Source organism: Bacillus sp. FSL K6-1284 (genome assembly GCF_038002625.1).
Taxonomy (GTDB): Bacteria; Bacillota; Bacilli; order Bacillales; family Bacillaceae; genus Bacillus; species Bacillus paralicheniformis.
Genome location: NZ_JBBOCW010000001.1, coordinates 2,831,137 through 2,844,783, shown reverse-complemented (window position 1 = coordinate 2,844,783; position 13,647 = coordinate 2,831,137). Strand labels below are relative to the sequence as shown.

The window sequence follows — 13,647 nt, the reverse complement described above, 5'->3', positions numbered from 1 at the left end:
GTAACGATGGTTTTTCATAATGTATTTTTCCTTTGTTGAAAATCTCAGCGCGTTCGTGAAACAATGAATCAAACGGAAAATTGCTTCTTGACTAGAGCGATATCTTCTTCATACTTCAAATGGGTGTTCCGGAACATCTGGCGGAACATATCCTGAACGCCGCTTTCCAGCGCCTTAATTCCCTCACCGGTTACACCGCCTTTAACGCACACCTTTTCCTGCAGGGTGGGCAATGTGTAATGCCCTGTTTCGAGCAGCCTTCCCAAACCTACCAGCATTTCTGTCGTCATTAAAATCGCGTCTTCTTTTGAGACGGAGGTTTCTTCTACAGCGGCCTGAATAAACTCCTGAACCAAATAACTGACAAAGGCGGGGCCGCAGCTGACAATGTCTGAGGCGACCCTCGTAATCCCGCTTTCGATTTCAAGAGGGATTGAGATCTTGCTCACTAAAGCCGTCAATTTTTCTTTTGCCCCAGCTGTGCAGCTTTCTCCGAAAGTCAATAATGACACGCCAGACAACGCTCTGTTCGTAATGCTCGGGATTACCCTTGCCGCCTGGCAGGAGACGATGGCTTCCAGCTGTTCGACCTGCACCGGACTCGTAATGGTGACCACAATCTGATCGCGGGTGAAGACGGGTGAGAGCCGCTTTAGCAAAGGATAAATATCCAGCGGCTTTACACAGATAAACACGGCATCACTTTCCGTGATCACTTCTTCCGGCCGTTCTGCAACCTGAATGTCTGGGAATCGTTTTTTTATGTTTAACGCTTTGTCGATCGTTCGGTTAGTAATTGTTAAAGATGAGGGAATGACCGCTCTGGATTCAATCAACGCCTCAATTAAAATGGTCCCCATATTTCCTGTCCCGATAAAGCCGATATTCAATCGTTCTCCCCTCCTTTGAACCTGTATCTTTTAAACGATATGAAGGCTTCAGTAAAAATATGTATGAAAGTAGGTGAGCAGTTTGACAGATTGGCTAAAACAATATAAATGGCATGCGGCGGGAGGTGTGGCACTCGTCTTGATCATCAGCGCGGCCTTCATGCTGTTAAGCGGAAAGCGTGAAACTTCATCCGGCTTCTCCATTCCTGAAGAGGCTTCTGCACAGACTTTTGACAAGAAAGAGGAGGTGAAGCGGGAAAAAAACGCGGGGGAAGAGGAGGTTATCATCGATTTGAAAGGCGCTGTGAAGAATCCGGGCGTCTATCAAATGAAGGAGGGAGACAGGGTGCACGATGCATTGAAAAAAGCAGGCGGCACCGAGAAAAAAGCGGACCAAAAGCAAATTAATCTGGCAGCCGTTTTGCGGGACGGTATGGTTCTTTACATTCCATTTGAAGGGGAAGAGGCCGCTGGCTCTCTTTCGGAAGCGGACTCAAGAGCAGACGGCAGCTCAAGTGATATCGTCAATATCAATACGGCTTCCTCTGCGGAGCTTCAGACGATTCCCGGGATCGGTCCTTCAAAAGCGGAAGCGGTAGTCGAATACCGCGAGGAGAACGGAATGTTTCAGACGATTGAAGACATAACAAACGTTTCGGGAATTGGAGAAAAGTCTTTTGAAAGAATAAAATCTTCCATCACGGTAAAGTAAATTGACGTTTGCGGATAAACATATGTAAACTTAGGGAAGTCGACATCGTATTTTTGGAGGGAAAACAAGTGGAACGGATTTCTTGGGATCAATATTTTATGGCGCAAAGCCATTTGCTGGCGCTTCGCAGCACGTGTACAAGGCTTGCTGTAGGGGCGACGATTGTCAGGGATAAACGGATTATCGCAGGAGGCTACAACGGGTCGATCGCCGGAGGTGTTCACTGTGCGGATGAAGGCTGCTATATGGTGGACGGGCATTGCATCAGAACGATTCACGCCGAGATGAACGCGATTCTTCAGTGTGCAAAATTCGGCGTTCCGACCGAAGGCGCTGAAATATATGTCACGCATTTTCCGTGCATTCAATGCTGTAAATCGATCATTCAGGCAGGTATTAAAACGATATACTATGCGAAAGATTACAAAAACCATCCTTACGCGGTTGAACTTTTCGATCAGGCTTCTGTTAATGTGGAGCAGGTAGAGCTCGATGAGATGATTATCGACTTAAAAAACCAGGAAAAGTTATCGTTTGTGGCCGATCTGATCAAACAGCTGGCTGATAAAGGCCTTGAGGAAGAGGAAATCAGGAAAATACACGCAGAGGCTAACAAACTGTTTACAAGCTACGTGTAATCCAATGGACAGACATCGCATCTTCCCGTGCGGAGCGATTTCAGCGGCAGCCGGAATCGCCTTCGCTCACTCTTCTCTTTATCTCTTCCTCGCCGTCGGTTTTTTTCTGTTCTTTATCCTCTGTTTCTTCAAGAAACAAATACTCCTTTTCATCATATGTGCAGCGATTTGTATTTTATATTTCACCTCTTTTTACATGATTGACCATTTCAATACAACGATTTATCATGAAGGCAAATTTCACACGTTTGCTTCTGTTCGGGATATCCCCATAATAGACGGAGACCGGCTTTCATTCACAGCCAAAACAGATAAGGGGGAAGCTTTGAAAGCGGGCTATACGATCCGGTCTCCGCAAGAAAAACGGGCGCTCTCCGCTCTTCAGCCGGGAAGCCTCTGTGTCATGCAAGGTGAATTAAGAGCGCCGAAAAAAGAGACGGTTCCTGGAACTTTTGATCAAAAAGAATCCTTGTATCAAAAAGGGATTCACTGGATATTTGCGGTTCAGTCCATTGAAAACTGCAAGCCGGGCGGCGGTCTTATGCCATTTCTATTGAACATCCGAAAAGCGGGCCTTGATTTTACAGAAGAAAATATGGCTAATCCGGCTGCCGGTATTGTAAGAGCGCTTACTTTCGGAGACCGGTTTCTCATTGAACAAGATGTGCTGGACGGCTATCAGCGTCTCGGGATCATTCACCTTTTAGCGATTTCCGGGCTTCATGTCGGTCTGTTGTCGGCCGCTCTGTTCCACGTATTTATTCGCTTCGGTTTGACGAGAGAATGCGCCAAATGGCTGCTCGTTTTCGGGCTACCCGTTGCGGCAGTTTTGACCGGAGGCGCCCCGTCGGTAGTGAGGGCGGTTCTCATGTCTGAAATCTATCTGCTGGCATCACTGTCCAATAAGAACTTCAAAAGCGCCGATGTGATCAGCATCGCCTGCCTCGGACTGCTGTTGTATCATCCTTATCTGCTATTTCAAGCCGGATTTCAGCTTTCTTTTGCCGTATCCTTCGTTTTCATTCTTTCAAAAGAAATATTGATCAAGCCGAAAAGCCGAATCTCTCAACTGCTATTGGGGTCATTTTTGGCTCAGCTCGCTTCCCTTCCGATCCTGCTCATTCATTTTCAAGAGTTTTCATTTCTCAGCACAGTGATGAATCTGCTTTTCATACCTCTCTATATTTTTATCATCATGCCGCTGTCTTTCGGAAGTCTGTTGGCTTTCATATGTTTTCGTCCTCTCGGGGAGGCGGCAGCCTGTGTGCTGGACCATCTGCTTGTGTGGAGCCATCAGGCTGTTAAATCGGTGTCTGCCGCGGATATTTTCGTTTTTTCTGCGGTTAAACCGCCGGATATTTTGTTGTTTTTCTACTTGGCAGCTATTTTTCTGTTTTTGCTGTTTCTTGAAAAAGAGATGTCGTTTCGTACGGTCATGATTTCGTCCGGCTTCCTTGCCGCTGTGTTTGCTATTCACGTATGTCTTCCTCAGTTTGCAGGAGAAGGAGAGGTCACAATGCTTGATATCGGCCAAGGTGACAGCATGTATGTCAGCGCTCCCGGTCAGAATGGCACCGTCTTCATTGATACGGGAGGAACCGTATCCTTCCGGAAAGAGCAGTGGGGAAAGCGGAAAAAGGATTTTTCCCTGGGAGAGAGCGTATTAATGCCATTTCTGGCATCCAAAGGAGTCAAGAAGCTCGATGCTTTAATTTTGACTCATGCTGATCAGGATCATATTGGTGAAGCTCAAGTGCTGATCCAAAAACATAAAGTCAAGCAATTGATCGTGCCGAAAGGCTTCGCAGCCGAACCGTCTGATGAAAAGCTGCTTCGCCTTGCCTTGAAAGAAGGCGTCAAGGTGCATGTAGCCAAAAGAGGTGACATCCTTCATATTGGCAATCTTGAATTTTATGTTCTTTCACCGAAAGAGGCGGACAAAAACAGCAAAAACAACGGTTCCCTTGTGTTGTGGCTGAAAGCTGGCGAATTTTCGTGGCTGTTAACGGGCGATTTGGAGAAGGAAGGTGAAAATGAGATGATGAAAGTGTATCCGAATCTTAAAGCGGATATTCTGAAAGTCGGTCACCATGGAAGCAAAGGTTCTACGGGGGAAGATCTGATTAAGCAAATTGAGCCGAAAGCAGCCATCATTTCGGCGGGAGAGCACAACCGCTACGGCCATCCCCACGGGGAAGTGCTGGATATCTTAAACCGCCACCATGTGAAAGTATTCAGAACGGATCAGCACGGTTCGATTCAGTACCTATTTCGAGGCGGAAACGGAACGTTTTTACTTCATCCCCCATATGATAAAGTACATTCCTCGCAAGAAAAAAAGACTGCTGAAAAACAGCAGCCGTCAAAAAGCCGCTTGCCTGACGGAGAGTAAAGCGGTGTCCATGACTTGGCTTGATTAAGCGGCCAGATGTATAACAGTAGCGATAATAAACATTGTAGCGAAAAAGCCAAAAGACACGATAAAACCGACACCTGAATCTACAAGATCGTTACGTTTGCTTTGCACGTCTTTTTCAAATTCATTCACAATTTACCCCTCCTATTGATATCCAGTATAATTCAATTCTTTGCAAAAATCTAGGAGCTTCATGCAACCGTTTTCTAAAATTTATGAACATCGTCTTCTATAAACTGACCCGGGGGTTTATGGAAGGCGTTTATTATAAATGAGAGAGCGGGTGACTCCGCTTCTCTCTTTACTAATTGCAAAACACGCTTTAGGATAGAAAGGAAGGATGAAAGAGGGGAAAGTGCAGATGACGGTATTTGATATTTGGAAAAGCTTAAAAAAAGGCGATATTCATCCTGTTTATTGTTTATACGGGAAAGAGACGTATCTTCTGCAGGAGACGGTTCAAAGGATCAGACAAGCCGTTGTTGACGAAGAGACGAAGGATTTCAACCTTTCCGTATTTGATCTGGAAGAAGAGGCATTGGACCTTGCTGTTGAAGATGCTGAAACTTTTCCGTTTATGGGGGATAAGCGTCTTGTTGTTGCGAAAAACCCGTCTTTTTTAACAGCTGAAAAAAAGAAAGATAAAACGGAGCATAACCTCGGGAGCCTGGAGGATTATATTGCGCAGCCGGCGCCTTATTCCGTTTTTGTGCTGCTCGCTCCTTATGAAAAGCTTGATGAGAGGAAAAAGCTGACCAAGCTCTTGAAAAAACACGCCCATATGGTTGAAGCAAAAGAACTGAACGGCCGGGAAACGGCTGATTTTATCACTGGGCTTGCAAAATCAGAGGGGAAGCTCATAGAACGAGAAGCGGCGGAGGAGCTTGTCATCCTGTGTAATGCCAGCCTGTCGGCCATTGCCCAAGAGGTGAAAAAGCTTAGTACATATATTGGTGATCGGGATTCGATCACGCTTGAGGACGTCAAAAAGCTCGTTGCCAGAGGTCTCGAGCAGAATATTTTTGAATTGATCAACAAGGTTGTGAACCGGAAGCGTACAGAAGCGCTGCAGATTTTCTATGATCTGTTAAAGCAAAATGAAGAACCGATCAAAATGATGGCGCTGATCGCAAACCAGTTCAGGCTTTTGATGCAGACGAAATACTTTTCGCAGCAGGGGTACGGGCAAAAGCAAATCGCCTCAAACCTCAAAGTTCACCCGTTCAGGGTGAAGCTCGCGATCGACCAGGCGAGGCTGTTTTCTGAAGAAGAGCTGAAAAGCATCATCGAGCATCTCGCCGTTATGGATTATGAAATGAAGACAGGCAAAAAAGACAAGCAGCTCCTGCTTGAGCTGTTTTTGCTCAAGCTTTTGCAGTCCGATTGAAAAAACGGCTCTCTAATTTTAAGAGAGCCGTTAGGCTGTCGAGAAAATCTCGACAGCCTTTTCAGTTGTTCTTATTTCTTTTTCCGTTTACCCTCATAATCGGCAAGCTTCATCCTTCCTTAGGTGATAAAACATGCTTTGCATATCGCTTCGCTTCGTTTTTGAGGATATTGTCATGAGGATTGTGGGATGTAAAAGCCGGAAGAAACGTGCCATGACATCGGATAATAAGTACCCTCAATCGGCCGTAAATACTCTTCTACAGTGAACATATTGCGGCCCCCAACGCGATATTCTTCTTCCGCTCCGCCTGTTGTCGTAGCAATCATGAATTCTTTGCCTTTCAAGTTTTCGCCTCCGGGGCCGTGCGCCCAGCCGTATGTCAGCACATCATCAAACCATTTTTTCAAAAGAGGCGGACAGCTGAACCAATAAAATGGGAACTGAAGAACGATCCGGTCATATTCAAGTAATAATTGCTGTTCTTTTTCAACATCGATACTCCAATTTTGATACTCCTGATACAGATCACGAATAAAGATATCAGGATGATTTTTCAATTCGTTCATTAGTGCCTTGTTCCATTTGGACTCCCTCAAATTTGGATGTGCTGCAATTACCATTATTTTCATAAACATCTTCCTTTACCGTTTGTTGTTTTCCTTGAACCTTTCTTCGTCCCAATTATTACGAATATTTTTGGCATTGCAAAGTACGCTTTTTTTTCGTACATAGACCTTTAAACCGTACTATTGCGGTGAAAGAACTTGTTTATGGTAGTCCGGTAAACCGTACTATGTATGTAAAATAAGAGTACTACCGCGAATCAGAATGATATGGTAACGTAACTGATATCACGAATACCGAATCGGGAGTTGACAAAGATGAAGTCAAAAGTACGGGAAATGAAGACGACGGAAGGTATCATCATAACTTTGGCGGCCATAGGAGGAAAATGGAAGCCGCTGATCCTGTTCGTATTACTTCATGAAGGCACCAAACGCTTCGGAGAACTAAGACGGATGCTCCCTGGAGTTACACAGGGGATGCTGACCAACCAGCTTCGGGAGCTCGAACATGATGGTCTCGTCAAACGGCAAGTTTATCAGGAAATCCCTCCGAAGGTCGAATATAGCTTAACTGGGCACGGAAAAACGTTGGCGCCGGTGTTGACCGATATGTGCAGCTGGGGATATAAACATCTCGACTTTGTGAAGCAATTGAGTGAAGAAGAGAAATGAGTTTGACCTAAAAGTCTTTGCATCAATGGGGACTTTCATGATTTGTGTCTATTTTTCGCTTCAGCTCGGATCATTGTTTTTGGGACGCTTCCCTTTCTTTCGTTTTTCGCTTTGATACCTGCTCCAGTTACTCAAGGTTATAAGTAAAACCATCCTTACTAAACCGCTATGACGATCCAGGAACCAGTTGGAGCTTCGATTTCTGAAACCGACGATTTCGCAGCCTTTCTTTTTCCAGAAGATAGTTTAACGAGTTTCGGTATATCCTGAATATGAACATCAGATGCCAAACATAGCAAAGGGGCACGATTGCAAAAAAGAAAAGATAAAATCGGAAACATTAAAAATGTGCGGAAAAGGAGAAATGAAATGACAAAGAATTTAAGGACTTGCAGCAAAGGACACCAGTATGATAAAAGCAGTGATTGTCTTGTTTGCCCGATTTGTGAGCAACAGCGCAAATCTGACAACGGATTTCTTTCATTGCTCTCTGCGCCAGCCAGACGAGCTTTGGAACACAATGGAATAACTTCTTTGCAGGATCTGTCAAAATACAGCGAAAAAGAGATTTTGAAATTTCACGGTATGGGACCAGCGTCTTTACCTAAATTGCGGGTTGCTTTGAAGGAAAATGGATTATCATTTAAAAGTTAAACACCGGAATAATTAAACTTGTACATAGCAAGGGAATTTCCTTTTTGGAAGTTCCCTCATTTTGTATAAAAATCAACAATATTTAGCACAAAAAATAGCGTCGTGCGACTGAACATAGCTGACAGGTGGAAGGGAAGCTCTCCCCCCTGATAAGTCTTATACGCTATTTCATTTCATGTCCAGTTTACTCAATCCGCGAATATTTCGCTTCGGCACGGGTTCGGGCTTGACGCCAAAAAAAGGCCGGACCCCAGAGGATGAGATCAGCGAGCATTCCCTTTTCTGCAGAGCCTACCTTATGGCTGGATTGACCGTATATTTTTGCAATGCAGCGCATCGCGCACATTGTCATGTTGATTTTCTTCCGCCAGCTGACCGCGCGGTTTTTACGATTTATCGGCGGTCTGACGGCTTCTCATTTAAGAGAGCCGTTTTTTATGAAGGCAAGCAAAAAAGCTTGGCATGGCCAAGCTTTCTATTATGCAGAAAGTCCGTTCACTTTTTTCGCTAGGTTTGATTTGTAACGAGCTGCGGTGTTTTTGTGGACAAGACCTTTTTTAGCTGCTTTATCGATTTTCTTTGCTGCTGCAGAAAGAGCTGCTTTCGCTTTGTCTGCTTCGTTGTTGCTTACGAAAGTTTCAACTTGTTTCATAGCAGTGCGCATTGAAGATTTGATAGTTGCGTTGTGCGCGCGGCGCTCGTTGTTTGTTTTTGTGCGTTTGATCGCTGATTTAATGTTTGGCAATGTGTTTCACCTCCTAAGACATAACCTCTGTTCCTTTTCTATAGGTTAGATCTCAACAATAGAACAAATTGTATTCTATCAAACACACCCTTAGATTGCAATATAAATGTAAAGTATTTTTGTTTGAAAGCTCCGCTTCGGGGGAATGTTCACAGACCTTGTGGGCACACTAACACCAGTTATGTTTTTGGAGGGAATGCAAATATGGAGAAAAAGAAGCTTGATTTAAGTCAATATGCAGTCCGGACAGACTTAGCCGTGGAAGCGAGGGATCTGGCAGAGGAAAAGGAAGCTTCTCCAAAGAAAGAGCTGAAAGGGTTTACAGTCAAAGAATACGAAAAAGACGGGATCAAAATTCAGACGATGGACATTGATGAAGAAGGAGCGAAGCTGTCGGGGAAAAAAGCCGGCCGCTATTTAACCTTTGAAACACAAGGGATCAGACAGCAGGATTCCGTCTTGCAGGAAAAAGTCGTCAATGTGTTTGCGAAGGAGTTTTCCGCATTTCTCGATTATTTGAACATTCCGCGGGATGCCAGCTGCTTAATTGTAGGGCTTGGCAACTGGAATGTCACGCCCGACTCACTCGGCCCCCTAGTGACAGAAAACCTTCTCGTGACGAGGCACCTTTTTCAGCTGCAGCCCGAAAATGTAGAGGATGGCTACCGTCCAGTGAGCGCGCTTTCCCCTGGAGTCATGGGCTTGACCGGCATTGAAACGAGCGATATTATCCAAGGGGTAATCGATCGCTCAAAGCCCGACTTTGTCATTGCCATCGATGCGCTGGCCTCAAGAGGGATCGAGCGTGTGAATTCTACCATTCAAATTTCAGACAGCGGGATACACCCCGGATCTGGGGTAGGGAATAAAAGAAAAGAATTAAGCGAGGAAACGCTTGGCATTCCGGTCATCGCCATCGGTGTTCCGACGGTGGTCGATGCCGTCACGATCACGAGTGATACGATTGATTATATGCTGAAGCATTTTGGAAGAGAGATGAGAGATGACAGTCCGTCCAGGTCGCTCGTTCCCGCGGGGATGAGCTTTGGGAAAAGAAAGGTCCTCACCGAAGAAGACCTTCCCGATGAGGAGCACCGCAAATCGTTTCTCGGTATAGTCGGAGGCCTCGCAGAGGATGAAAAAAGGCAGCTGATCCATGAAGTCCTCGCTCCGCTCGGCCATAACTTAATGGTAACCCCAAAAGAGGTCGATACCTTTATCGATGATATGGCAAATGTGATTGCGAACGGTCTGAACACAGCGCTTCATGAAAATGTCTCGCAAGACAATAAAGGAATGTATAACCACTAAGATTAAGGCGGCTGACCAGGCCGCTTTTTTTCGTGCTTATAGCATTACCGGAACTTGTTCTACTTCCTCTATCTTGTACATAGTCTATTTACTAGACAAGCTCTGGAGGGATTTGCGATGAGAAAAAGAGGCAGGAATCGTCAGTTTGTGCTGGCTGTAAATGGAAGAAGTGCGATTAAGACAGTATTCTTATTTATCGTCAGCCTGCTGCTCGTTTTTATTTTATCAGGCGTGCTGACATCGCTGCGTCCTGAGTTAAGGCCGTCTTCATCGTTGTACCGGGTGACCGATGAATTGGCGGGCGAGACCTTTGGGCTCATTTTGGGAATGGAAAACCACTACTTCGCATCAGAATTGCCGGAACCGAATAAACGCTTTGAACTTTCTCCGATCGTCTTGAAACTGGCGACCAGCATTAATTTAAAAGATCCGCGAAGTTTTCTCGGTCGGGAGCTTCCGGGCTTCTCTCATTTTGACTCGGAAATCCTTATTGCAGGGCAAGGGACGGATTACACGAATATGCCGTCAGAATCTCCGCCGCCGACTGAGGTTTTAAAAGAGGAGAGAGAAGCGAATCTTGCAGAGCTTGAAGGGAAACAGAAAAAGCAAACAGGGGAGGAAAAACCTCCTGAGCAATCGACGGGTGACCGAAAAGTCGTATTTATCTACAATACGCACAATACGGAATCGTATCTCCCCTTTTTAAAAGGTGAGACGGAACCTAATCGGGCGCTTCATTCGAAAGCAAATGTTACGCTTGTCAGCGATATGCTCGCAAATGCGATGAAGTCGCAGGGTGTCGGGGCAATGGTGGATAAAACCGACTTTCAGAAGAACTTGCGGAAAAAAGGCTGGGCCTATGCCCGTTCCTATGATGAATCAAGGCCGGTCGTTAAAGAGGCGATGGCTCAAAACAAAGATTTGCAGTATTTTATCGATATTCACAGGGATTCGCAACGGAAGAAAGCGACAACCGCAACTGTCAAAGGAAAAAGCTATGCACGTGTTGCATTTGTGCTCGGCAAGAAGAGCTCTAATTTCGAATCGAACTTAAAACTGGCAAAAGAACTGCATGAACGGCTGGAAAAAAAATATCCCGGTTTGAGCCGCGGTGTTATATCTAAGGGAGCTGCCGGAGATAATGGCATATATAATCAAGATTTAAACGAAAGATCCGTCTTAATCGAATTTGGCGGCGTAGATAATAACCGCGAAGAGCTGGAGCGGGCTGCAGAAGCGATGGCGGATGTATTCAGCGAGATGTACTGGAATGCTGAAAAAGTTGATGCAGACACCGGTGAAGACGATAAGAAAAAACAATAGGACAGGTGATGGAAGTGGCTTCTTTTATGGGGAAATGCATATTGGCTTGCTGTGTCATGTTTTTCGGCGTCCTTCTCGGCATGCAGCAGGCGAACAACGGAATGATTGAAATGAAAGGGTATCAGGACCCTGATTTAAAAGCGGCGCTCAGCATATCTGAAGGGGATGCGAAGGAGGCGTCAGTCCTCGGCCATCAAATCGATTTGGAGGAAAAACAAAAAGAGCTGGAACAGCTGGAAGCTTTCAACCTCTTTTCCTCGGCCGGCCGCGCCCTGGCCGATTCGGTCACAAACACAGCCCGTTCATTGTATGACTGGATAAAGGAAAAAACGGAATAAGTAAAAGAAAAAACGAGTCGGATGCAGGACTCGTTTTTTCTTTTTCGGGTTTAGAAAGCATATGTGACTTAGCATTGAATCTTCACAACCCTATTGATATAATCTAAGCTAGCGCATATTGCGTTTCATAGTAGGAGTGATTAGTGTGACAGATAAAGAAAAACGATTACAAAGGCAGTCGAGAATCCGAAATTTCTCTATTATCGCCCATATCGATCACGGCAAGTCAACGCTTGCGGATCGAATCCTTGAAAAGACGGCGGCAATCACTCAAAGAGAAATGAAAGAACAGCTCCTCGACTCGATGGATTTGGAACGTGAAAGAGGAATCACCATTAAACTGAACTCCGTACAGCTGAAATATCAGGCAAAGGACGGAGAGGAATATATTTTTCATCTGATCGATACCCCGGGACACGTCGATTTTACGTATGAGGTTTCGAGAAGCCTTGCCGCATGCGAAGGCGCGATTCTCGTCGTCGACGCCGCACAGGGAATCGAGGCGCAAACGCTGGCAAACGTTTACCTTGCGCTTGACAACGACCTTGAAATCCTGCCGGTCATTAATAAGATTGACCTTCCGAGCGCAGAACCCGAACGCGTCCGCCAGGAAGTCGAGGATGTCATCGGTCTTGACGCTTCAGAAGCCGTCCTTGCTTCAGCAAAAGCAGGCATCGGAATTGAAGAAATATTGGAGCAGATCGTTGAAAAGGTTCCCGCACCAAGCGGAGATCCGGAAGCGCCGCTTCAAGCGCTGATCTTTGACTCTCTGTATGATGCATACCGCGGGGTCGTCGCCTATATCAGAGTTGTGCAAGGCACTGTAAAAGCCGGTCAAAAAATCAAGATGATGGCGACCGGAAAAGAATTTGAAGTCACTGAAGTCGGCGTTTTCACACCGAAGGCCGTTCCGGTTGACGAACTGACTGTCGGCGACGTCGGATTCCTGACGGCCGCAATCAAAAACGTCGGAGACACTCGTGTAGGGGATACGATTACAAGTGCGGAAAACCCAGCGCCCGAAGCCCTGCCAGGCTACAGAAAACTGAATCCGATGGTCTATTGCGGTCTGTATCCGATTGATACAGCGAAATACAACGACTTGCGGGAAGCGCTTGAAAAACTTGAGCTGAACGATTCAGCCCTTCAGTATGAGGCGGAAACGTCCCAGGCTCTCGGATTCGGCTTCCGCTGCGGTTTCCTAGGGATGCTCCACATGGAAATTATTCAGGAGCGGATTGAACGCGAATTCAACATCGATTTGATTACGACGGCTCCGAGTGTTATCTATGACGTGTACATGACAGACGGAGAAAAAATCGTTGTCGATAACCCGTCAAATATGCCTGATCCGCAGAAGATCGACCGGGTGGAAGAACCGTTCGTCAAAGCGACGATGATGGTGCCGAACGACTTTGTCGGAGCGGTCATGGAACTGTGCCAGGGCAAGCGCGGCCAGTTTATCGATATGCAGTACCTTGATGCGAACCGCGTCAGCATTGTCTACGAAATTCCGCTTGCGGAAATCGTCTACGAGTTTTTCGATCAGCTTAAATCAAATACGAAAGGCTATGCGTCATTTGATTACGAACTCATCGGATATAAACCGTCCAAGCTCGTGAAAATGGATATTATGCTGAACGGCGAAAAAATCGATGCCCTTTCCTTTATCGTTCACCGCGATTATGCGTATGAACGGGGAAAAGTTATTGTCGAAAAGCTGAAGGAACTCATTCCGCGCCAGCAGTTTGAAGTGCCTGTCCAGGCAGCCATCGGCACAAAAATTGTCGCCCGTTCAACCATCAAAGCCATGCGCAAAAACGTTTTGGCGAAGTGCTACGGCGGGGATATTTCCAGAAAACGCAAACTGCTCGAAAAGCAAAAGGAAGGAAAGCGAAGAATGAAACAGGTCGGCTCTGTCGAAGTTCCGCAGGAAGCCTTTATGGCAGTCCTGAAAATGGACGACAGCAGCCCGAAATCATAATCATGAGC

The 13,647-nt window shown here is 45.9% G+C and carries 14 protein-coding genes; 10 read left to right on the top strand and 4 right to left on the bottom strand.

Going from position 1 to position 13,647, the window contains the following annotated elements:
• Window positions 1-68 precede the first annotated feature (68 nt).
• Window positions 69-890 (bottom strand): late competence protein ComER, encoded by an 822-nt coding sequence (gene comER / locus MHB72_RS14560; RefSeq protein ID WP_254122016.1) that lies wholly within the window; start codon window positions 888-890, stop codon window positions 69-71.
• 82 nt (window positions 891-972) lie between these two features.
• Between comER and MHB72_RS14555 the strand changes: the two genes are divergently transcribed.
• From MHB72_RS14555 to MHB72_RS14545, 3 genes are all read left to right on the top strand, one after another.
• Window positions 973-1,602, top strand: coding sequence for a helix-hairpin-helix domain-containing protein (locus MHB72_RS14555; protein ID WP_149169689.1), 630 nt, complete (start codon window positions 973-975; stop codon window positions 1,600-1,602).
• A gap of 68 nt (window positions 1,603-1,670) precedes the next feature.
• Window positions 1,671-2,240, top strand: a complete 570-nt coding sequence (locus tag MHB72_RS14550) for a ComE operon protein 2 (protein ID WP_216920013.1) — start codon at window positions 1,671-1,673, stop codon at window positions 2,238-2,240.
• 4 nt (window positions 2,241-2,244) lie between these two features.
• A complete protein-coding gene (locus MHB72_RS14545) occupies window positions 2,245-4,632 on the top strand; it encodes a DNA internalization-related competence protein ComEC/Rec2 (protein WP_216920015.1) in 2,388 nt (795 codons plus the stop codon).
• Between the two features lie 24 nt (window positions 4,633-4,656).
• Here the strand turns inward: MHB72_RS14545 and MHB72_RS14540 are convergent, their stop codons facing one another.
• Window positions 4,657-4,788, bottom strand: coding sequence for a YqzM family protein (locus MHB72_RS14540; RefSeq protein WP_003183686.1), 132 nt, complete (start codon window positions 4,786-4,788; stop codon window positions 4,657-4,659).
• 229 nt (window positions 4,789-5,017) lie between these two features.
• Between MHB72_RS14540 and holA the strand changes: the two genes are divergently transcribed.
• On the top strand, window positions 5,018-6,043 hold the full coding sequence (gene holA, locus MHB72_RS14535) for a DNA polymerase III subunit delta (protein ID WP_023855252.1): 1,026 nt from the start codon (window positions 5,018-5,020) through the stop codon (window positions 6,041-6,043).
• 173 nt (window positions 6,044-6,216) lie between these two features.
• Here the strand turns inward: holA and MHB72_RS14530 are convergent, their stop codons facing one another.
• Entirely contained in the window at window positions 6,217-6,675 is a 459-nt protein-coding gene (locus MHB72_RS14530) for an NAD(P)H-dependent oxidoreductase (protein ID WP_340903118.1), read from the bottom strand.
• 252 nt (window positions 6,676-6,927) lie between these two features.
• On the opposite strand from MHB72_RS14530, the gene MHB72_RS14525 reads away from it, so the two are divergent.
• Both MHB72_RS14525 and MHB72_RS14520 read left to right on the top strand, forming a co-directional pair.
• Window positions 6,928-7,284, top strand: a complete 357-nt coding sequence (locus tag MHB72_RS14525) for a winged helix-turn-helix transcriptional regulator (RefSeq protein ID WP_023855250.1) — start codon at window positions 6,928-6,930, stop codon at window positions 7,282-7,284.
• A gap of 369 nt (window positions 7,285-7,653) precedes the next feature.
• Window positions 7,654-7,938 carry an RNA polymerase alpha subunit C-terminal domain-containing protein gene (locus MHB72_RS14520; protein WP_216920285.1) on the top strand — a complete coding sequence of 95 codons (285 nt, stop codon included), beginning with the start codon at window positions 7,654-7,656 and terminating at the stop codon, window positions 7,936-7,938.
• Between the two features lie 478 nt (window positions 7,939-8,416).
• Here the strand turns inward: MHB72_RS14520 and rpsT are convergent, their stop codons facing one another.
• Window positions 8,417-8,683, bottom strand: a complete 267-nt coding sequence (rpsT, locus tag MHB72_RS14510) for a 30S ribosomal protein S20 (RefSeq protein ID WP_020452267.1) — start codon at window positions 8,681-8,683, stop codon at window positions 8,417-8,419.
• A 204-nt stretch (window positions 8,684-8,887) separates the two neighbouring features.
• Between rpsT and gpr the strand changes: the two genes are divergently transcribed.
• The 4 genes from gpr (at window position 8,888) to lepA (ending at window position 13,639) form a co-directional block, all read left to right on the top strand.
• A complete protein-coding gene (gene gpr / locus MHB72_RS14505) occupies window positions 8,888-9,994 on the top strand; it encodes a GPR endopeptidase (protein ID WP_025811132.1) in 1,107 nt (368 codons plus the stop codon).
• A 117-nt stretch (window positions 9,995-10,111) separates the two neighbouring features.
• Window positions 10,112-11,317, top strand: coding sequence for a stage II sporulation protein P (gene spoIIP, locus MHB72_RS14500; RefSeq protein ID WP_216920017.1), 1,206 nt, complete (start codon window positions 10,112-10,114; stop codon window positions 11,315-11,317).
• 14 nt (window positions 11,318-11,331) lie between these two features.
• Window positions 11,332-11,655, top strand: a complete 324-nt coding sequence (locus tag MHB72_RS14495; protein ID WP_023855247.1) for a YqxA family protein — start codon at window positions 11,332-11,334, stop codon at window positions 11,653-11,655.
• 145 nt (window positions 11,656-11,800) lie between these two features.
• Window positions 11,801-13,639: a translation elongation factor 4 gene (lepA, locus tag MHB72_RS14490; RefSeq protein WP_020452263.1), complete on the top strand. Its 1,839-nt coding sequence runs from the start codon at window positions 11,801-11,803 to the stop codon at window positions 13,637-13,639.
• The last annotated feature ends 8 nt before the right edge of the window (window positions 13,640-13,647 follow it).

What these genes read in the sequence shown, in the direction of transcription:
- MHB72_RS14545 (WP_216920015.1), top strand. Translation starts at nt 2,245, where the DNA reads ATGGACAGACATCGCATCTTCCCGTGCGGAGCGATTTCAGCGGCAGCC.
- holA (WP_023855252.1), top strand. Translation starts at nt 5,018, where the DNA reads ATGACGGTATTTGATATTTGGAAAAGCTTAAAAAAAGGCGATATTCAT.
- MHB72_RS14530 (WP_340903118.1), bottom strand. Translation starts at nt 6,675, where the DNA reads ATGAAAATAATGGTAATTGCAGCACATCCAAATTTGAGGGAGTCCAAA.
- MHB72_RS14525 (WP_023855250.1), top strand. Translation starts at nt 6,928, where the DNA reads ATGAAGTCAAAAGTACGGGAAATGAAGACGACGGAAGGTATCATCATA.
- MHB72_RS14520 (WP_216920285.1), top strand. Translation starts at nt 7,654, where the DNA reads ATGACAAAGAATTTAAGGACTTGCAGCAAAGGACACCAGTATGATAAA.
- gpr (WP_025811132.1), top strand. Translation starts at nt 8,888, where the DNA reads ATGGAGAAAAAGAAGCTTGATTTAAGTCAATATGCAGTCCGGACAGAC.
- spoIIP (WP_216920017.1), top strand. Translation starts at nt 10,112, where the DNA reads ATGAGAAAAAGAGGCAGGAATCGTCAGTTTGTGCTGGCTGTAAATGGA.